Below are 20,503 nucleotides of genomic sequence, written 5' to 3'. Positions count from 1 at the left end.
CGCGAGGTGGTCAATTTGAACCGGCGCACACTGGATATTTAGAGCGTTTTTTCCAATGGCTGACCAAAAAGTTTGTTCCATCGGCCTGTGAACTCAAAGGCTCTATATTCAGTTTCGGCAAGCTGCTTAACAGTGATGACTTTGGATGAAAGGGATATCGGATTACTCGAATAATAATCGTGTAAGTCGTTTAATTTAGGGCTTGCGGCGGCAACAGGCGGTTGCAATTTCGACGGTTCAGGTTGGCACTCCCGCCTTGGTTGTTGCGGAATAGGCAAGGAAACCGCAGGTGATGGAACCATTCTTGTTTCATATCGCTGGACAAGGGCTATCCGCCTGTCCATTTCACGAAGTTGGGCAAGATTATCCGTATAATAAACGATTAATGCCTGTATTTTAACGATTATTTTTTGCAACCGTTCCTGTTTGTCAGCTTCACGAATATCCTTGGTTATACTTTTCAAACCCATACCCAAGCCAACACCAGCCGCACCGGAAAGCAATACCTGCCATCCCTTCTTGTATTTTGTCGCACCTAAAATTATTCCAGCCGTTCCACCTGCTGCCGGTATAATGATGCCATTTTCCATTTGAATTATTGCTTTTTCTTTTTTTAGTTTTTCAATTTCATTTCTTTGTTGATTGTACTTGTTTAGCAAGGCCAACCTGTGCTTCCTTAATCCAATGTATTCACTGGTTTCAACTTTTTCGGCCTTCATCACGACCTGTTCCGTAACCTGTTCGGCGACATTTGAAACACTTTCATCAACAACGCCCTTTAGTGTATCCATTAAACTCACTTCCGGCTGCATCTCCTCCCCCTTGTGCTCATAATGATGCCTTGACTTGCACCCGATATTACAGAAGCGTGCATCGCTCCTTTTTGGCTCAAATTCCGTATTACAATATTCACAAATTTTCATCACGTTGGTTTTTTTTATATTGTTAAGAAAAAGTGGCCTGCCCGAAGGCAGGCGCACGTTAATTTATACCTCATCGTCTTCTGTACCGATATTATCATCGACCCATTCCATCAGCTCGTACACGGCCTGCCTTTCATCGGGTTGGTAAAAGATATTAATAATGATGTTGTCATCTTCTTCGCCTTTGCCTGCAATTTCATTGCGAAGACCAGTTTCCTGAAGTAACTCGGCGAACCCGGCAAGTTCACTGGCGGGAATCTCGAAACTCTTTTTTTTCATGGGAATATTGTTTTAGTGAAATACGTGAAAATTATTTTTTCTATGGTGGTGGTTTTTCTCGCTTTTCTGCGTCCTTACGTCCAATGCCATGATAATACTCGAAGGCTCAAACGTTAAGGGAATTATTTTTTTTAAATATTACTAAATGTGCTACGTCCAAGTAAGTCCAACTTTGGACGTAAGGACGTAGGCTATTTTTTCATTTTTCATTTTTATATGTTTTTATATGATTGATATTCTGTTTATTAATTCATTTGGACGTACTGGACGTAAGAAAAGTATAAAAAGAGGTACACTCTCAAGGTGGTGGAAAAACGATGTATCTTGCCACTCCGCTTTTCCGTTCATGTCTTTCAGGTTCTACAGGTGAAAAATATCCTGAATACCTTGCATAGTTCCTCAACCATTCAGTGAACCTGCGCTGTTTCGCACCTTTTAGTTCCGCGAAATCCGGGCAGTCTTCGACAAATTTCAAATACAAGTCCTTTTTCTCATATTCAATCCCGGCCTTGATTTGTCCTTCACTAACCAAGCTATCCATGAATTCAACAAATTCAACGCTTGTTGTCTGGTGGAGCTTGCGCCTGTTCAGGTTTATTTGTACCGGGGTTATGACACCTTCAGCAAGGTAGGTTGCAATACAGCCAAGACAGAAGTTGTCAAATAGCTGCCATTGGCCATTATCCCAATCCCGAAAAAACCAATGCCCGAATTCATCTTCCGGGGAATAGTTCTCGCTATAATGGTCGGCAAACTCAAATTCAACTGCCCTGTCCTTCGCGCTTGCCCCTTCAATACGCAGGGTTTGGTTTGTTGAAACAATGAGTTTTGATTTAATTTTAAACGGTTTGGCGTTCTTGATGTCCACCACGATGCCCTCGGTGATATCGTTGAAAACGGTTTCAAAATCGAAATGCTTACGTACATCGTTCAGGTGGATAATCTGCGTGTCAAGATGTGCCTGTGAATACTTATGCTTGTTGGCAGGGTCGAAGTCCTTACCGTTTATCTCGGTATATTTTTTCAGGTAGCCCAGTGCCTGCCCCAACAGTGTCTTGCCTGTCCTGCCCGAAGGTGAATCAGATATCTTGCTGTCGGTAAAAACAACAGCCTTGAGCTTGCCGGCATAGAAACTATGCAACAGGTATCCAATGATGGTTCGTAAGGCATTAAACCGTTTCTCGTCTTTGCCGCAAATATTTAACAGGAAGGCCGAAAAATCGCCTTTGACATCCGGGGGCAAAGAATCAATGTCAACAGGTGCAAAATCTCTGTCAACGATTTGGTCACGCCATATAAGCCCCTTTAATTCTGTATAGGCCGATAGCTTGTACCCGCTGGATGTGCATTTGACAAAACCATTTCGATAATAGATATAACATTCGTCCTTGGTGTCATAATTGAACACGAACGGTTGCTTGGGCTTGAGAAGATTCAACCTTTTGTCGCAGAAATAATGCGAAGGGTTCCGGTAAATTTTGCCAATGATACTCTCTTTTGTTATGCCTTCTCCAAGGTTTTCAGGTAGTCCTTCGAGGTAGTTGATAAATGCATCCTGAATATGGGTGACGGATACTTCCTGTATTATTTGGTCTTGCACGCTGACAAATGAAAAGTTCATATCAATATCAAACCGTCTGAATCCAAGACCATACAACAGGTCAATCCATTTCATGTAGTCTATCTTGATATCCTTGAGTTGGCCGTCTTTATCATAAGAGGGCTGATAGAATTTTATATTATTCAAGGATGTCGCAGCAGGTATTGGCGGAATTGGACTGTTACTAACTTCGATAGAAGGAAGCAACTTGCCAGCTTTTTCAAAAAAGAAATCTATGCCAACCGAGTGGCTTCCGTCATGCAGGCACTTGAGATATTGGTCGCTACAGCTCTCATGGCTGTATCCGCCGTAAAACTTGCTTATCCGGTGGAAGTACTGCTCCCCGTCAGCGCCAAATTCATCTACAAACGCGAAGGCTAATTTTAACCAGTCCTCGTAGGAAGCAGTAAAATCGAGCTGTGCCGATTCAACCTTGCCTACAACATCTTCAACCTTTATCCTTGTTGTTTCATTTCTGGGAGGACTTTGCAATGTAGGCATTTCAAAAGTCGCCGCATCAGGATTGACATAAATATCAGGGTCAAACGAGTAAAAACAAAGGCGGCTTTCGTCTTTGACCTGTTCATCAATGGTTAACTCGTACTGCTTCAAGAAATATGTCTTTAACGCCTGAAACGCATCCTTATGGTTGCGTTCACCGGTATAGATAATACCTTTGATACCATTTCCACTTGGACTGACAAATAGAAGGTATAAATAAGGGTCTTGGCTAAGAACCTTTTTTATCGCTTCCGGGTTTTCAATTTTGTCGATGTCTATTTGCAAAAAATGAGTAAGACTGATTATGTCAGCCTTTTTGTGCCCTTTCTGACAGATGGCAGAAATAGTAACTGCCGGTAGTCCCTTTTTCAACTTACCTCTTTCATCACGGTCTTGAGTTCTTCTTATGCGTTCAATGACCGGCTTGATGCAGTTGCCGTTGACATCACCTGTCCTGATGGAGTTAATAAAATCATCGGCAGTAATAGTCTTGGGGGTTTTATCCCTGATGTTCTCAAAATGCGAAAAGATTATTTTTTTCATTCTCTCTTTTTTAAATTGCCAATTGGCGATGATGTAAATTCTTTTTCCTAAGGTAATTTTCAACTTCCGCTTCTGCTATGCGGCCATCGCTTGTGGTTAGTATCAAGCCTTCCTTAATGCGTTTGGTAATGGTAGCGTGAGCCACACCAAGCCTTTTTGCAATACTGTTCACCGTGTAGGTCTTGTCACGGTTCTTCTTTTTGAAGAAATCTTCCAATGCGGAAGCCATGAGCTCCTTCATCTCCATTCTCGTTTCTTTGTCCATCTTCTCCTTTTTTTTAATTTAATTTGTACTTTGTATCAATATTTATTTTATCTTTGTCAAATAAAACAAAAGCCATAAACGAAAACTGTAAATAAATATTTGGCAAATATACAAGTACCTTTTGACATTCGCAATGTTTATTTTTTACATAAGTAAGAATTTATGAACAATGAAATAGGTTTGAAAATCAAAGAGATCGCTGAAAAAAAGAATGTTTCTGTTAAGAACTTGGCAGATAGCATTGGCCGTACACGGCAGGCGATATATGATATCTACAGCGGAAAGGTTTCGGTAAACGTGGATATGCTAAATAAAATTTGTGGTGTTTTAGGTGTCCCGGTTTACACTCTATTTATTGGCGAATCTCAATTACCGCAATCCCAAGTTGAGTTAAAGAAAGTCATTAACTCCATTTTGGCACAGGTGATAAAGAAAAACTACGTTGAGAAACTCGCCATCAGGCAACTGATGATAAATATTTACACCAAGGCTTCCGAGGGGCATGGCTTGGTCAGCCTTGAGTTAAAGGCTGATAAAGGGGAAGGTCAGCCCGTCTTTCACGAGGTATATAAACCATTGAAGAATAAATTAACGGATAGCGAATTGAAAGATGCCGCCAACCTCATCTTCAAAAAATTCTTCACTAATATAAAAGAGATGGCTGACACGGCTGATTATGGAAAAATATTGGACGCATACATTGATGACCATTTCAAAGTGTAATCATTGCCTGTAGCCCTGATTATTATTGAAACCTATCGTTCCTTGAAGTTTTATTTGTATGTTTACACGTTAATTGAAAAGCGTGGCAGGAAAGTGATAGAGAAGCTGCCAGCTAAATGAATTACGGAATGATGATGTTTCACAATTGATTCACAATTTTTAAAATAAACTTTATAACAGATTGTCGATTAGCTACATAGTGCTTGAAGGTTCACAATCCCTACGCTCCACAAAAAATAGTCGTAAGTCAAGAGTCGTGAGTCGTAAGTACAAAAAATCTTTTACTCTTTCTTTGTACTAAATACTAAGTATTTAATTGTTTGGTGTTCCGCTGTCGATCCAGCAGAGAACAATATTCTTCTGGTCGTTGCTAAGTGCATTTCCTTGGGGCATGGAACCATCAGCAACACGACTGCGGATAGCTGTCGTTGAAGCAACCATTTCTGTGTAGCCACCAAAAGATGCGTGACAGCCTACACAATACGTATTCATTATGGGCTTCACATCAGCCTGCCACGATTTAGCCGGTCCGGAACAAACCGGTGTATATACCGTTGAAGAGGAGTTTTTTTTACAGGCAGAAAAGCCAACAAGTATCGCAATGGCAATCAGAAATCGTGTATGTTTATATTTTATCATTTTTTTGTTATTTAAATAAATTTAAAAACCATTGCGCTCGTCACCTTCTGTTCCTTCGTTATGGTGGTGCCCACTGCCCTCCCAATTTTTTCCTCCACCGACCCCAAGAGATTTTTCATGTTTCGCTTTAAGGTCCTGCATATATGAAGTATATTCTTCAAATTTTAAAGACGTTTTCAGAAGAATTTTCATTTTATCGTCCCGTGTTTTTTCTAGAGCCATTACAATTTTTTCATCGCCAGCGGAATGATATATTTTTAAATTATCAAAGAAGTCAGAAAATATCACTTGAACCGAATCCTTTTCTGATTTGTTTAGTACAAGTTTTTGTGCCAGTTTGCCGGCTATTTTTTTTGATCGCTCCTCAGAAGTTGGCATTGTTCCCTCATCGCGATTTTGCCCATTGACTAGTGGCATTATAGTTATTAGCATTGAAATAACGGCAATCAAGCGTTTCATGAGCATTCGGTTTAGGTTAAGTGCTGCTTTTCAAAAAATGACTTTTCATCACGTTTCAACGACAAAAATGGGAATAAAGTATTTTGAACAGCCTTTTATAAAAAAGGGTGTAGACATTGGCGGCAACACAGCATATTATAAAAATTCCAAAGATTGATTTTTTTTAAAATATAAAAACAAGTATATCCCGGCATTGAAAAGGATTTATAAAACAATCTATTTGATGAAGTATCTGCACGCGCCGGATTTCTAAATCACCTTCCGCGGAAATCGTTTTTTTGTTTCATAAAATCAAACGTAGTCTTACTTCAATGCATCTTTAAAAACCTTTTCGAATTTTTCGAGTTTTGGTCGTATCACAACCTGGCAATAAGGTTTTGATTTGTTGAGGTTGTAATAGTTTTGATGATAATTTTCGGAGGGCCAGAATACCTTTAACGGCACAATTTCGGTCACTATTTGCTTGTCAAATGCGCCTGATGCATTCAATTCTTTTTTGTATTTTTCTGCAAGTTCTTTTTGCTTGTCACTTTTATAAAATATGGCACTCCGGTATTGGGTGCCAACATCTTCACCCTGCCTGTTGAGCGAGGTGGGGTCGTGCACTTTCCAGAACACTTCCAGGAGCTTGTCGTAAGTAATCGTGTCGGGAGCGTAAATAATCCTGCAGCATTCGGCATGCCCGGTAGTGCCGGTGCAAACCTGCTCGTAAGTAGGGCTCTCGGTGGTGCCGCCGGCAAAGCCGGGTGTAACGCTGATTACGCCTTTAAGCTCGCTGAAAATGGCTTCTGTGCACCAGAAACATCCGGTGGCAAAAACGGCCGTATCCGTTTTAATAGTTGTTTCCATATTGTTTTTGTTTGGATCCTGTTTCATAGCATTGCACGAAAAAAATGCAATAAGCGTGAAAACGGAGATGAAAATGATAGTCGGTTGTTTCATCAGGTTTGTTGATTATAAAAGGGGATGATCCGGACCATAAAACCACATTTCAACAGACAGATAAGCTGAACGGCCGCGATTTGGCTCAACGTATTTGTATGCGACACTGAAATTCATGTTCGCTGTTTCCCAGACAGCGCGTATCACCGTGGTGTTTGTATTTTTTTTCCGGATTTTTTCAAAACGCGGACTTCGTTTTTTTAATAAGGATGGTTTCCCTGATTTTTTATTCTGTGCACTTATAAACTGCAGGGTCGCATCTCTGCAAAGGTTGAAATTCTGTTCTGTCAGATCCTTGTCGTTAAAGGTAAAGAAGCTGTAACAAAACCATTTCAAATGGCCTTCTTCGAACTGGTACAGCCAAGAACCATTGAGGCCGTGCACGATTTCGTCGCGATAAATCTGAGTGCGACTTTTTTCCTCATATTGCCTCAAAGCCGGGTAGCGCTGTGTAAAAGAGTCTAAGGGCATGCCGGGTAAAATACCGACATCCTGTGCCGTAGTTGAAAACGTAAGAAAACCAAGAAGCAGACCGATCAAAAATAATCGCATTCGCAGTTAATTAACCGTTCGGAAAAGTCAATGGAAAGAGGTGCAGAATAATTGCTTATTCTGCTACCAGCTTACCAATAAATTTCTTCTTTCCGGTGAGTTCAATAAAATAGATACCGGGAGCAAGATTCCGGCGCTGTAAAGTAAAACGGCTCGCAGTGATATTTTCCTGAGAGAAAACTATTTTGCCATAAATATCTCTGAGAGCGAGGCGGTATGAATCGTGCGTGGTATTGTCAAACTCAACCGTTACTTCTTCTTTGAACGGGTTCGGATAGGTTGATATTCTCGCGGAAGCCGCCATTTCTGAGATTCCTGAGTTATCGTGGCTGATGTTGATAAAAACGCAGCTCGAGTCATTATGGATATCATAATCATTCATTTTTGAAGTCCATACACACAAGTCGCCATAAATATCTGTAGCGTTATATAAAGGTGTTGTGAAGGTGAATAGCACTGAATCGCCCGGTGAGAGGGTTGCTCCGCTGTATGGCTGAACAACTTCCGGGCAGCCCCACATTTTATAATGCACATCAAAAGCGCTTTCGGCAGTTTGACCATAATTTTTAACCCATGCTTTAACAGTACCGGGAGCAAATAAGGTGTCGTTGAGCAGTGGCATGGTAATGCCTGCTGTTCCCACATCTTCTATTTGCGCCTTCTGTAAATTAAGTTCTATCAGAAAATCTTCGTCCTGATTATTGCGGTAAGGCGACCAGTAGTTGCCCACAAATTCCCATGAGTTGAATGATATAGGTGGTGTAGGATCTTTGCCTAAGGCTGTGCCGGTGCCATGCATTTCCCAAGTTACGTATACGCCGCCATCGTAAATTATTATCGGATGGCTCGGGTTAACCGTATTATATCCGCCAACAATAATGCCCGCAGCAGGCACAAACACAGAGTCAATGAGCGTGCCCGGAGAACCACCCTGACCATCGTCATCATAAATTTTTGCGCTGAAACCGTTCAAATTGGGATTCGATTCAATAAAATACTTGGTATTGTATACCTTGCATGGGTACTTGGGCGGAACCATGTACATGGCGACACCTCCCGTACCATCAACCCAGGAAAGACCCAGGCCATCGGAACTATTGTCGGTATAATTAAGTTTCATAATCAGCGTGGAAGTATCAATCGCCACCAATTCCTGTGTTACAGAATCGTTGGAATAAATAAGGTCGCCTGTAATACCGGTCAAGTGCGTAACATAGCTGTAGGTACCAAAAGTTGACGGTGTAAATGACTGGGTATAATTGAATATACTGTCATCAAGAACTTTCAGAGTATCGCTGAAAGGAACACTTGTGTTGAGGAGTATCGCACCCGAATAATTCTTGATTCTGCCTTGAGCCTGGAATGGAGGAGGTATATCCAGATTGCCTGTATTGGCAATTCTGGCTTTCAGCGGGAATGTCGTCGGATAGGGTAGGAATTGCCCGTTATTGCCCTGATGGGAATTCCATAAAGCAGCGCCGTCGTAAACGAAATAGGTTGGGTTTACAGGATAATAATACCGGATGCAATAGTTGCTTGCCGGGTAAGTCCCGTTGAACGGCATAAGCCCGATATTTCCGGTTAGGTTTTCAATGCCTGTTTTTACATCATTGGTTAAGGTGACTCCGGTTTGATTCAGGAAATTAATTGTGATTGATTTGTCAACTTTATTGAGAATAATCTGGAAGGTATTACTACCGGTCCATGTAGGCTGAACATCGGTATAAAAAGGAACGTTCATGTAGCATACGATAAGGGAGTCCCAGGTGTCTTTGTAATAGCACTGAGCCGGGTTGCCGACTCCGCTGAATGTGAGGTCGGCGAGAAGTGCGGAAATGAAATTATGTCTATTGTCGGTCGAATCGGGAATTTGTGGAAATACGCTTGCAAGCATAACGTTATTGAAACAGATGTAACCATTTGAACCCACCCAGAATTTATCAACGGTGTACCAATAAAAACGGAAATCAACTCCGCCGGCGTTGATAAAACTAAAAGGTCCGCGTACGTTGTCGTCGCCGAGTCCGTTCACTTTTCTGTCGGATGTCAGAATGTTTACCCAGTTAAACGTCGGTCCGCCCGGCTCATTGCTGTCTTTCCAGGTATAGCCGTATTTGTCGGGTCCGCCTGATAAAGCCATAGCGTTCAGGCAAAAAGGCAGTAATGCCAGAATAAGCAGAAATCTTCTCATAGTTAAAAGGATTTTGTAGTTAATTTTTTATTGAGCGTAAAATTATAAAATATAATCGTTTAAAGTACAATTTTAAGAATTATTTTTAGCATTTCATTAGCATTTGATATTGCTGTTAATTTGCCTGTTCATGTACAGACAAAATCTCCGGATATTTCAATGACCCGGCACTATTAATCATCCAAAGCCTTCAGGAAGCCAACAAAGAAACGGTTGAACGACTTCGGCTTTTGGTTGAATTTATTTTTTTTCAGGAGTATTGTTGGCGATATTTGTACTGAATCCCCCAAAGAAATGTGCCCATGAGATTTTATCTGATAACCATCCTTTTCCTCCTGTCAAATATGTTGCATGCGCAGTACGGAGGAAAATCATATACTCCGCTCAAAGTAACTGCAGCGCCTAAAATTGATGGTTACCTTAATGATGATGCCTGGAAAAACGCGGCTGTGATAGACGATTTCATTATGTATCGACCGGTGGAAGGCAATGCCCCGACACAACGGACAGAGGTAAAACTGGTGTATGATGATTATGGCATTTATGTCGGGGCCATGCTCAAGGATACTTCGCCCGACAGTATTTTGCATGAATTGGGTGTAAGAGATGATAATGCCATCACAGCGGATCTTTTCAGGTTTGGTATTGATCCGTATAATAAAGAGCAGGATTGCTATATTTTTGAAGTGTATGTCTCGGGAGTACAGATTGATTCACGGACACTCGATCCAACTTACAACGGAGTATGGCAAAGCGCCACTCGAATTCACGACAACGGATGGAGTGTTGAAATTTGCATTCCGTATTCGGCAATTCGCTTTCCGGATACACCGGTACAAACCTGGGGAATGCAGTTTGCGCGTGATATTGCCCGTAATCATGAATATGATCAGTGGTCGCTTACACCCAAAAATGTAAACAATGTACTCCCGTACTGGGGAAAACTCAAAGATATCAAGAACATCCGATCGCCGCTGCGGCTGTCGCTTACACCTTTTGCTTCATTTTATTATGAGCAAGCCCAGAGTGATATCAACGGGAAACGAACAACAAATGATTCGTACTCATACAACTTCGGTGCAGATCTTAAATATGGCATTGACGAAAAATTTACACTGGGTGTTACCTTGCTGCCCGATTTCAGCCAGGTACAGTCAGATAATAAAGTAAAAAATATCAGTTATCAGGAAGTAACCTACAATGATAACCGGCCTTTCTTTCAGGAAGGCACCGACCTGTTCTCGCGCGATAATCTTTTCTATTCGCGACGTATTGGTCAGACCCCTGCCGGATTTTATTCCATGCCTTACCGCATTGGTCCCGGTGAAGTGATTCGTGAAAATCCTTCAATTAGTAAGCTCATCAACGCAGTCAAACTTTCGGGACGCAATAATAACGGCATGGGAATCGGTCTGTTCAATGCCATCACCGGCAATACATACGCGGAGATTGAAGATTCAACAGGCAAGCGGAAAAAAGTTCTTACCGAACCGCTTACCAATTACAATATTGTCGTGTTTGATCAGCAACTGAAAAATAATTCATCAGTATATTTCATCAATACAAACGTTATACGCGACAAAAAATATGATGATGCGAATGTAACGGGAACGGGATTTACATTCTGCAACAAAAAGCAATCGCAGGCAGTTGATGCGACCTTCTCTTTCAGCCAGAAATTCAGCAATACCGACAGTGTACTGAATACCTTCAGCGACCTTATGGGTTATAAATATTTCATTGGCACACGCCGAATCTCGGGTAAATTTCAATGGGGCGTTTCACAAACCATGATTAACCGAACCTTTGATTCCCGAGATCTGGGCTATTATATTGTGAACAATCTGCTTAAGAACCGCGCTTATGTGGCATTCAATGTATATGAGCCCACGAAAACCTACAGACAAACGTACAACACACTCACCTTTGATTATATGCTGAATCCGGTTACAGGAAAAATGATACCGGGTACACAGGTAAGTTTCGACAACTATACCGAATTTCTTAATTACTGGTCGCTTACTGCCGGTGGTTTAATGGCGCCCTTTAAATCTTTTGATTATAATGAACCCAGAGTAAGCGGCAGATTCAGCAGGTCATTCGGAATGTTCTATGTTTATGCAGGATTCAACAGTAATACACGACGGGCGGTTGCATTGAATTGCAATCTTACCATCGGCAATTTTATAGGGCATTTTTTAGGCGAGAATTATATTGTCACACCGGGTATCCGTTATCGTGTAAATGACCGGCTTACCTTTAAATACAATTTAGAATACAATTGGGATCCGCAGAATTTCGGCTTCGCCAATTTTGACGAATACGGAAACAGTATTTACGGAAGCCGTAAAATGTTCACATTGACCAATACCCTGAATGCTAAATATATTTTCAAAAACGACATGAGCCTAAGCCTGAATGCCCGCCATTACTGGAATACATGCAGCTACCGTCATTATTTCATTTTGCAGGAAAATGGCGATTTTAAGGCTACCGATACTTATACAGAAAACAATGATTTCAATTACAATGTGTTCAATATTGACCTTATCTATTTATGGCAGTTCGCACCCGGAAGCAGTTTATCTTTCGTGTATAAAAACGCCATAGAAACACAGGCAGCGAATATTACTCATGATATTTCGGATAATTTTCGCCAGACACTTGAATCACCTCAAACAAACAGCATCTCACTGAAAGTGTTGTATTACCTGGACTATCAGTATATACGGAAACATAGCCGCAAGTATTAAATCAGGCGGTTTGGCTGCAAAATCGGGAATATTTGACTCAGGGCTTGAGCAATCTGGTTTTCAGTGTACGGATAAAATCAAAATCAGACAGTCGGTAATGCAGCATTTCGACTAAAGGAATGTTCATCACACGGCTGTATACAATGAGCAGCGTAATTGCCCCAAGCGTATAACTGACGTTGGTTGCCATAGCCGCGCCAAGTCCTCCGTATAGCGGGATCCAAAAAATATTAAGGATAATATTGATTACCACCGGTGGTGCAAATACCAATGCCGAAATATATGGTTTACCGATACCCGATAAGTGTCCGTTCAGCACCTTAAAAATAATAATAAACAATATTCCCGGAAGGATAAGCTGTACCACTTTTATACTCGGTGCGAATTGCGAGCCGTAGATAAACGTGATGAGAAAGGGGACGGCAAAAAACAGAATCACGGAACAAAGTAATGCTATTGCGAACGTTATTCTAAGCAATTTAGATACGTCGCGTGTCATCTTTACCTGATCGGTGGCATTGGCCGAACGGCTTACTACCACAGCAAAAAGTGCCGCCGGCAGCTGAAATAGCTGTTCGGCAATGTTAACGCCCAATGAATAATAACCGACCTCGGTCAGTGTTGACAGGCGTTCCATCAACACAATATCGATACGGTAATTCAGTCTGATGATGAAGTATGAAAGAGCAAATACCAGTCCCTGTTTAAAAATTGTGGAAACAACCTTTATATCAAATCCAAGCTGTATTCTGTGCTCGCGGGCAATAACCGCAACAGAGTATATTGATACCACCAGACTCGCAAACAACAGTGATAACAGGGCGCCCAGAACGCCAAGCTTCAGTATCCACACCAGCACGATAACGCCGATAAGATTACACAGCATGAAAAAAAGATTGGAGCGGTTAAAGCGTTTGATTTTTTCCTTTGCCAGAATAAATGCCCGCGAATAGGCAATAGCAAGGCGAAGCGGTGTAATGATAATTATAATGATGATGAATGAAATGTGATAGTCGGGATTATTCAGAAAGTAAAAAATAATGCTGAACAGTATTATGCAGACGATGGTAGAAATGGCAAGGATGTAAATTAATCCCGAGACGATTTTTTCTTCGGAATAAACTTTTTTACCTGTAAGAAAAACGATGGTGGGACGAACGCCCAGTTCAATTAAACTTTGTGTAAGCAGCGGAATAGCAAGTATAGCAAAGTACAGACCCATGGCTCGAGGTCCGAGTTCGCGCGGAAGAATGATGCCAATGACGAATCCAATAATCAGTATAAAAATATTCGTACTGAACACCCCGAAAATATCTCTTGTCCATCCGCGGTTTGCTTCCAAAATATTCAGGCGTTTTTGATAATTATTTATAAGTGGTGGTTAATGTATCTCATCACTTCCACTGCCGTCGGCCAGGCATTTTTCATTTTTCATTCTTCCAGTGCACGGCCAGCCATATACATTGAGGCAGTTCCGACGTTTGAACAACCCGGTGCTTAGTTCCTGATGGGATATGCACATAATCGCCCGTTTGAAGTTCATGAAGCCCGCCGGTTTCAATTTCAAGAACGGCATTTCCCTGCATAACAATTACCCACTCATTTTTCGCCTGTTCGAGCCAGACTCCGTCAGGTGTTGATTCGCCCGATGAAACGATGCGTTCAATCAGAACACGTTCATCACTGAAAAGTGATTCAAACAATTCAGTTCCCGTTGCTTTATCAATCGCTTCAGAAAAAATGTTGTTTTTGATTTTCATAGAATAATGCTCAGAGATACTCTGCAATGTTGCCTTTTCCCTGACGGACAATGATTGGTTCTTCGCCGGTACAGTCAACCACCGTAGATGCTTCAATATCGCCGTAACCGCCGTCAATTACCATATCCACGAGTTTGGAATACTTTTCATTGATGAGCTCGGGGTCGGTGCTGTATTCAACGATAGTGTCTTCATCATGAATAGAGGTGGTCATCAACGGACATCCAAGCAACCTGACAATTTCCAAAGGTATTTGGTTTCCCGGAATTCTTATGCCGATGGTTTTTTTACGGCTCTGAAATAACTTCGGAACATTGCTGTTTGCCTCCAATATAAAGGTGAACGGCCCGGGAAGCACCCGCTTCATCAATTTGAAAATTGTATTCGGGATGGGCTTGGTATATTCGGAAATGTTACTCAAATCATGACAAATGATAGAGAAATTGGCTTTTTGTGTATCAACACCTTTTATACGACCGATGCGCTCAATTGCTTTGGGCTTGTATATACTGCATGCAAGGCTGTAAACGGTATCTGTTGGATAAATGATTACGCCGTCGTTTTTCAGACAGTCAACCACCATCATGATTTGTCGTTCACTGGGATTATCAGGATAGATTTTCAGCAGCATATTGTCGTTCGAAGAATTCACGTTTTCGGCAGCTCTGCACGAGCTTGCACATTCAGGACAAATGTACAAAATATTGATTAGTACCAATAAAAAATGGGTAAGTTACTTATATCGCACCGCTACGACTACTTACCCTTGCTTCCTTCCGAACCTGGGGGAGTTCGCAGGAGCTGGTCGTATAAGACTTACCCGGTGCAAATATAGATATTTTTTACAAGCTTGATTTGAAATAATATTAAATTTGTCCGATTAATACAGATAATTATGGAAAACGAGCCAACACCGGTGGTCGAACCACGGTTAAATACAAACAAGGCACTTCTGATGAACTCACTCAGTATGGGGCTCATCATTGCAGGTATTTTTGTACTGCTGTCGGTTATGTATTATATTTTGGACATTAACATGATGTCAATACTGTCATCCATTTTGATGTTCCTTGTAAATCTTGCTGTTCTTATCACTACCATTACCATGGTTATGAAAAAGTTTCGCGATAAAATTAACGGAGGTACTACGACCTATACAAAAAGCCTTTTTAGCGGATGGATTGCAGGCTTTATAGGTCTGGCCGTATCCGGAATCTTTTCGTTTCTGTTCTTTCATTTCTTCGCACCCGAATACTGGACGGAACAAGTGGCAAAACTTGGCGAAATGCTCAGTGCGCAGAATCTTCCTCAAGAAAAAATTGATGAGGTAATGGCGCAGGTTACAGCACGTTTTGAGCCCATCAAACAAATTACCGGCACAGCCATTAATTCTGTTGTTTTCTCAGGTATATTATCTCTTATCATTGCAGCGTTCATCCGTAAAGGTGAAAAAATGCCCGAAACTTTATAAGCTACCATTCCATGGATATTTCCGTTGTTGTACCTCTGTTAAATGAAAGCGAATCGCTGCCGGAACTTACCGAATGGATAGCGCGCGTGATGGATACGAATAAATTTTCGTACGAAGTTATTCTGGTTGACGACGGCTCTACAGATGATTCCTGGAGCGTTATTGAAAAACTGCAGGCGGCAAATCCGTGCATCAAAGGCATAAAGTTTCGTCGCAATTATGGCAAGTCAGCCGCACTGAATGTGGCTTTTGAAGCAGCACACGGCAATGTGATTATAACCATGGATGCCGACCTTCAGGATAGCCCCGACGAAATTCCCGACCTGTATAGAATGATTACGGCCGATGGTTTTGATCTGGTATCGGGATGGAAGAAAAAACGGTATGACCCGCTTTCAAAAACCATTCCTACCAAAATATTTAACTGGGCAACACGCAAGATGTCGGGTGTGCGGCTGAATGATTTCAACTGTGGGCTGAAAGCGTATTCAAACGATGTTGTGAAGAATATCGAAGTATACGGCGAGATGCATCGTTATATTCCGGTTATTGCCAAATGGAACGGATTCAGCAAAATTGGCGAGAAAGTAGTTCAGCATCAGGCACGCAAATACGGCAAAACAAAGTTTGGTATGAACCGTTTTATCAACGGTTTGCTCGACCTTATCTCTATCAGTTTCGTTGGTAAATTCGGAAAAAAGCCGATGCACTTTTTCGGAAGCATGGGCACGATAATGTTTGTGTTAGGCTTTATTGCCGCGGTTTTAGTGGGTTCTCAGAAAATTTACTATCTGGTAAATGCTATAAAAGCACCCAAAGTCATTGAAAGTCCTTATTTTTTCATAGCTCTGACCATGATGATATTGGGCACGCTGCTGTTCCTGACAGGCTTTTTGGCGGAGATGATTGCACGCACCGGCAGCGACCGCAACAAATATCACATCGAGAAAAAATCGGGGATTTAGAGCCTTATTTACAATAAGCATCAATAGCGCCCTGCACATCGGTAACGCCGAGCTCAAGTGCTTTTTTCCAGTCCGCGCAGGCATTTGTCGTATCTTTAAGATTATAATACGCATTCCCGCGATTGATATATGCTTTGCCGTATTTGGGACTGATTACAATCGCTTTTGAAAAATCTATAATTGCTTTATTATATTCTTTCATGGTGTAATAAGCCCATCCGCGGTTGTTATATGCGCCCGAATAAGTGGAGTCCAAAGCAATGGTTTTTGTATAATCAGCAATAGCTTTGTCTGTTTCATTCATGTTGAAATAGGCCCACCCGCGGTTGTTATAAGCATCGGTATACTTGGGGTTAATTTCAATGGCCTTATTAAAATCAGTAATGGCCTGTTCGTATAAATTCACATTCAGATATGCCCACCCGCGATTGTTATAAGCTTCGGTATAATCAGGCTTGATAGAAATTGCCTTGGTATAATCATCAATGGCAAGCGTGTTGTCCTGAATGGAAGCACCGGCATTGCCTCGGTTGTTATAAGCTTCGGCATACTGACCGTCCAGTTGAATAGCTTTACAAAAATCAACAATGGCTTTCCCGTAATTGCGTGACGCCAGATAAGCGATACCCCTTGCGTTCATCGCCTCAGCAAACATACTGTCGAGGCTAATAGCCTTGTTGTAATCGGCAAAAGCACCGTCGAGGTCATATGCTTTATACTTGGCATTGCCCGACTTTACCAAATCAGCAGCATTTTGCGCAAAAGAATGAAAACTGCAAGGTAAAATCATTGCAAGGGCTATCAGCAAACGGGCAAATTTATTCATGAGCTGCTTAAATTATGTGTTTATAAAGTTCGGTAAATGTAAGTAATATTTGAAGATGATTGAATACACTCATAAAGGATAGCGCCTCCGCATGCAATAAGAGCGTATCGTGTAATTTTAATTACCTTTGAAAAAGCATGGCTTTTGCACCATTCGAAACACACTTTCCAAAGCAAATGATAACGCAAATTTTAGAAGCATGACCAATACTGAAACATACATTTTGCTGTTCGACGGGGTGTGTAATCTATGCAACAGAACGGTACAGTTCACTATAAAAAATGATCCCCGGGCAAAATTCAAATTTGCTTCATTGCAGTCTGATAGCGGACAGGCACTGTTACAACAATTTAATCTGCCGACAGATCGTTTCGATTCACTGGTTCTGATAAAGGGAAACAATTACTTCGTGAAATCTTCGGCAGTTCTTCGTATTTTAAAGGAATTGAGAGGCGCATGGAAGCTGGGTTATTTCTTTATTATTTTACCACGGCCGTTCAGAGATTTCTTTTACAACCTCATCGCAAAATCACGCTACAGGATTTTTGGTAAACGCGAAACATGCATGATTCCTTCTCCCGAAATTAATAAAAGGTTTCTGCCCTGAAATTTCATCGGCGCTATTGAATGACAATTTTCGTCAGCGCCTCCTTTTCTCCATGCTTAATCTTTACGAAGTACATGCCTTTTGAATAAGCGGTCAAATCTATGATTTTCGAAATTACTCCGGCGTTGTTGTCTGCATCTTCGCTATAAATGAGCTGTCCGAGATTATTCAGAACTTCAATCGTAACAATTTCGTTCATAGTGCTGTTAAAGGAAATTGTAAAAATACCGTTGCCGGGATTAGGGAAAATACTGAAAATAGCGGATTCCGTATGTTGCTCTGCCGAAGTAACAATTACCGTGATTGTATCCGAAGGATCTGATGAACAGCCGTTCAGCGTAACAACACTGTAATAGCTTCCGTTTGACGCAGGTGTAAATGTTTGATTTGTGGCACCTGCAACCAATCCGCCTACTTCATACCATTGATTGCCCGATGAAGCATTGGATGATAATACAATCCCATTGAGTGTAATGACCGGTGGAGGCGGAATGGGGTATACAGAAACAACCATGTCGGTTATAGCTGTCCCGCAGGAATCAGTTGCAGTTGCCCTTACGGTGAAGTTTCCATTGGCCGCAGTTACCACGCCTGTGGTCGGATGAATCATTTCCGTTCCGGCAACAATGCTGTATGTTATAGATGCAGCATTGCTTGCGGTGGCCGTATAAGTGCTTCCCTGCCCGACACATAATGTAGCGGCGCCGCTTGTAAATACAGGTGTTCCGGGACCGGGCGCTGTTGTTATATATGCGGTGTCCGAATTGCTGCTAACAGGTGTGTAACTGCACATTCCGTAAGCACGCACGCGATACTGATAGCTGATTCCGGGATTGAGTCCGGTTACTACATACGATGTCACATAATTCACGTTTAAATTATGATAGCCCGGAACAAAAGTGCTGAACGTATCGGTAGAAACGTCAAGAAAAAAACCTCCGGCATTTGACATTCCACCCCAGTTTGCTGTAAACTTTGTACAGCCCGGCGACGTTGCAGTAATGAAATTTGGCTGCGTCACACTCAGTTGATTGATGGTAATTATGGGCGTGCCGACAGCTCCTTTGAATCCGTTAATCTGAACATAATATGTGGTACCTGAAGTGAGCGCCATTGCCGAAATAAATCCGGTATTTCCGGGTCCGCTGTTATCGTCGCTGGCAATTTGACTAAACGTACTGAAATCAGATACATTGGTTGCCGTGTAAATTGCCAGTTGCGTATCAAAACCGGTAGCGGCAACGGAATAACAACCACTTGCGTTTGGAATAAAACGGAACCATTGCGAATTACCGGGAGCGTCAGATGAAGTCAGCCACATTGAACCATAAGGCTCATTGATTTGAAATCCATAAAACGTGTTATCCTGACCTGTGTTAGCTCCCGTTGTCAGCAGAGGAACTCCTGCAGACACATCATCATTTGAACCGGGAGTGTAGGTGTATGCACATACATTGAACGTTCCCTGGGCAGCAGCACCTGTTCCTTCCGAAAACACTCTGAATTCATACGTTTTACCGGAAGTTAAACCACTAATGCGCATCCGTTCCGTTCCTCCTGTTCCGGTAAAATTATTATACATGATGCTTGATGAATTACACAACGCGGAATCTCTGAAATTTAATACCGGATCAAATCCTGCATTGCCCGAAACTTCAATGGTGGCCGTGGTTCCGGCAGGAGTGATGTTATACCAAACGTCATCATCGTCACCGGCAGATTCAGAAAGTGATTGTGTTGCACTGATGGTTGTTCCCAAAATGGGAGTGCATGACGGATTGATGGAAAGGGCTGTTCCCGGGCAGTTGTCGTTCACCGGAGCCGGCGGATTTCCCAAAATAACAAGGTTTTCCATACGGGAAGTACCGGAAGTGCCAATACTGCCACCTGCCACCGAAATCCCATCAATCATAATCCATCTTAGAAAAACATCGGGTTGGTTATCGCAAACCGGCGGTAGCGGAATATTGCTTACAACACCGCTTGTATAATTATCGGCGAGAGTTATGGTGGTAGCGCCCGGCAAGTCTGTCCATGGACCAGTTGAACTGAATCCATATTGTATCTTGAAGTCCCGTGGCCCTGTCGCCGAACTTCTCTGAATGGAAGAAACCGTCAGGGAATAATATCCGGTGGTTACAAAATCAATGAGCCAGTAATTATAATAACCATCCCAGCCGTTACTGGAACAGGCAAATCCCACACCGCCTATCCCGATAGGAAATGTATAGGGTCCGCTTGAAGTATTCTGAGCGAGCTTTGCTAAATTAGCAGGAATTCCGGCATCGGCCGTAATATTCTGATCATCAAAATTCCACAGTACAACGGTTGTTTGTGCAAATGAAATGTTGCACATAATTAGCAGAAATACGAGACTTTTTATCAGAACTGATATTGTTTTTTTCATGGAATGGATTTTAACGAATATATTTAAAAATATAGCACATATAACGCCTTGTGTAATAAAAGAACGCATTATGCACCTTTCACAAAATTAATTAATA

General features: G+C 41.8%; 19 protein-coding genes and 1 other RNA gene. 5 read left to right on the top strand and 15 right to left on the bottom strand.

What is annotated here, in order from left to right; genetic code table 11:
* Positions 1-38: 38 nt before the first annotated feature.
* The 4 genes from WCM76_05425 to WCM76_05410 all read right to left on the bottom strand — a co-directional run bounded on the left by WCM76_05425 (position 39) and on the right by WCM76_05410 (position 4,111).
* Positions 39-923, bottom strand: coding sequence for a hypothetical protein (locus WCM76_05425; GenBank protein ID MEI6765061.1), 885 nt, complete (start codon positions 921-923; stop codon positions 39-41).
* A 63-nt stretch (positions 924-986) separates the two neighbouring features.
* Entirely contained in the window at positions 987-1,202 is a 216-nt protein-coding gene (locus WCM76_05420) for a hypothetical protein (protein MEI6765060.1), read from the bottom strand.
* A gap of 298 nt (positions 1,203-1,500) precedes the next feature.
* On the bottom strand, positions 1,501-3,846 hold the full coding sequence (locus tag WCM76_05415; GenBank protein ID MEI6765059.1) for a BT4734/BF3469 family protein: 2,346 nt from the start codon (positions 3,844-3,846) through the stop codon (positions 1,501-1,503).
* Between the two features lie 10 nt (positions 3,847-3,856).
* Positions 3,857-4,111 (bottom strand): hypothetical protein, encoded by a 255-nt coding sequence (locus WCM76_05410; GenBank protein ID MEI6765058.1) that lies wholly within the window; start codon positions 4,109-4,111, stop codon positions 3,857-3,859.
* A gap of 162 nt (positions 4,112-4,273) precedes the next feature.
* Here WCM76_05410 and WCM76_05405 point away from each other — a divergent pair, with 162 nt between their 5' ends.
* Positions 4,274-4,834, top strand: a complete 561-nt coding sequence (locus tag WCM76_05405; GenBank protein MEI6765057.1) for a helix-turn-helix transcriptional regulator — start codon at positions 4,274-4,276, stop codon at positions 4,832-4,834.
* Positions 4,835-5,146: 312 nt separating this feature from the next.
* Here the strand turns inward: WCM76_05405 and WCM76_05400 are convergent, their stop codons facing one another.
* The 5 genes from WCM76_05400 to WCM76_05380 all read right to left on the bottom strand — a co-directional run bounded on the left by WCM76_05400 (position 5,147) and on the right by WCM76_05380 (position 9,617).
* Entirely contained in the window at positions 5,147-5,473 is a 327-nt protein-coding gene (locus WCM76_05400) for a hypothetical protein (GenBank protein MEI6765056.1), read from the bottom strand.
* Positions 5,474-5,494: 21 nt separating this feature from the next.
* On the bottom strand, positions 5,495-5,932 hold the full coding sequence (locus WCM76_05395) for a hypothetical protein (GenBank protein ID MEI6765055.1): 438 nt from the start codon (positions 5,930-5,932) through the stop codon (positions 5,495-5,497).
* 303 nt (positions 5,933-6,235) lie between these two features.
* Positions 6,236-6,874 (bottom strand): peptide-methionine (S)-S-oxide reductase MsrA, encoded by a 639-nt coding sequence (gene msrA / locus WCM76_05390; protein ID MEI6765054.1) that lies wholly within the window; start codon positions 6,872-6,874, stop codon positions 6,236-6,238.
* A gap of 12 nt (positions 6,875-6,886) precedes the next feature.
* The gene (locus WCM76_05385; GenBank protein MEI6765053.1) at positions 6,887-7,426 is read right to left on the bottom strand and encodes a hypothetical protein; all 540 of its coding nucleotides are present in this window, start codon (positions 7,424-7,426) and stop codon (positions 6,887-6,889) included.
* Between the two features lie 55 nt (positions 7,427-7,481).
* Positions 7,482-9,617, bottom strand: a complete 2,136-nt coding sequence (locus tag WCM76_05380) for a T9SS type A sorting domain-containing protein (GenBank protein MEI6765052.1) — start codon at positions 9,615-9,617, stop codon at positions 7,482-7,484.
* Positions 9,618-9,919: 302 nt separating this feature from the next.
* On the opposite strand from WCM76_05380, the gene WCM76_05375 reads away from it, so the two are divergent.
* The gene (locus WCM76_05375) at positions 9,920-12,370 is read left to right on the top strand and encodes a DUF5916 domain-containing protein (protein ID MEI6765051.1); all 2,451 of its coding nucleotides are present in this window, start codon (positions 9,920-9,922) and stop codon (positions 12,368-12,370) included.
* Between the two features lie 37 nt (positions 12,371-12,407).
* On the opposite strand, the gene WCM76_05370 is transcribed toward WCM76_05375, so the two are convergent.
* The 4 genes from WCM76_05370 to ffs all read right to left on the bottom strand — a co-directional run bounded on the left by WCM76_05370 (position 12,408) and on the right by ffs (position 14,952).
* Positions 12,408-13,712 (bottom strand): oligosaccharide flippase family protein, encoded by a 1,305-nt coding sequence (locus WCM76_05370; GenBank protein ID MEI6765050.1) that lies wholly within the window; start codon positions 13,710-13,712, stop codon positions 12,408-12,410.
* Between the two features lie 82 nt (positions 13,713-13,794).
* Positions 13,795-14,130, bottom strand: coding sequence for a cupin domain-containing protein (locus tag WCM76_05365; protein MEI6765049.1), 336 nt, complete (start codon positions 14,128-14,130; stop codon positions 13,795-13,797).
* A gap of 10 nt (positions 14,131-14,140) precedes the next feature.
* On the bottom strand, positions 14,141-14,761 hold the full coding sequence (locus tag WCM76_05360) for an L-threonylcarbamoyladenylate synthase (GenBank protein MEI6765048.1): 621 nt from the start codon (positions 14,759-14,761) through the stop codon (positions 14,141-14,143).
* A 92-nt stretch (positions 14,762-14,853) separates the two neighbouring features.
* Positions 14,854-14,952: signal recognition particle sRNA small type (ffs, locus tag WCM76_05355), an RNA gene on the bottom strand.
* 73 nt (positions 14,953-15,025) lie between these two features.
* Between ffs and WCM76_05350 the strand changes: the two genes are divergently transcribed.
* Both WCM76_05350 and WCM76_05345 read left to right on the top strand, forming a co-directional pair.
* On the top strand, positions 15,026-15,601 hold the full coding sequence (locus WCM76_05350; protein MEI6765047.1) for a DUF4199 domain-containing protein: 576 nt from the start codon (positions 15,026-15,028) through the stop codon (positions 15,599-15,601).
* 11 nt (positions 15,602-15,612) lie between these two features.
* Complete coding sequence (locus tag WCM76_05345; GenBank protein ID MEI6765046.1) at positions 15,613-16,566, top strand: glycosyltransferase family 2 protein; 954 nt, start codon at positions 15,613-15,615, stop codon at positions 16,564-16,566.
* A gap of 4 nt (positions 16,567-16,570) precedes the next feature.
* On the opposite strand, the gene WCM76_05340 is transcribed toward WCM76_05345, so the two are convergent.
* Positions 16,571-17,392, bottom strand: a complete 822-nt coding sequence (locus tag WCM76_05340) for a tetratricopeptide repeat protein (protein MEI6765045.1) — start codon at positions 17,390-17,392, stop codon at positions 16,571-16,573.
* Positions 17,393-17,591: 199 nt separating this feature from the next.
* Between WCM76_05340 and WCM76_05335 the strand changes: the two genes are divergently transcribed.
* A complete protein-coding gene (locus tag WCM76_05335) occupies positions 17,592-17,999 on the top strand; it encodes a thiol-disulfide oxidoreductase DCC family protein (GenBank protein MEI6765044.1) in 408 nt (135 codons plus the stop codon).
* Positions 18,000-18,012: 13 nt separating this feature from the next.
* Here the strand turns inward: WCM76_05335 and WCM76_05330 are convergent, their stop codons facing one another.
* Positions 18,013-20,406 carry a T9SS type A sorting domain-containing protein gene (locus tag WCM76_05330; GenBank protein MEI6765043.1) on the bottom strand — a complete coding sequence of 798 codons (2,394 nt, stop codon included), beginning with the start codon at positions 20,404-20,406 and terminating at the stop codon, positions 18,013-18,015.
* Between the last annotated feature and the right edge of the window lie 97 nt (positions 20,407-20,503).

It is taken from the genome of Bacteroidota bacterium (genome assembly GCA_037133915.1).
Lineage (GTDB): Bacteria > Bacteroidota > Bacteroidia > Bacteroidales > CAIWKO01 > JBAXND01.
Note: the sequence above shows the minus strand (reverse complement) of the source record. Positions and strands in the feature narration are given on the sequence as shown.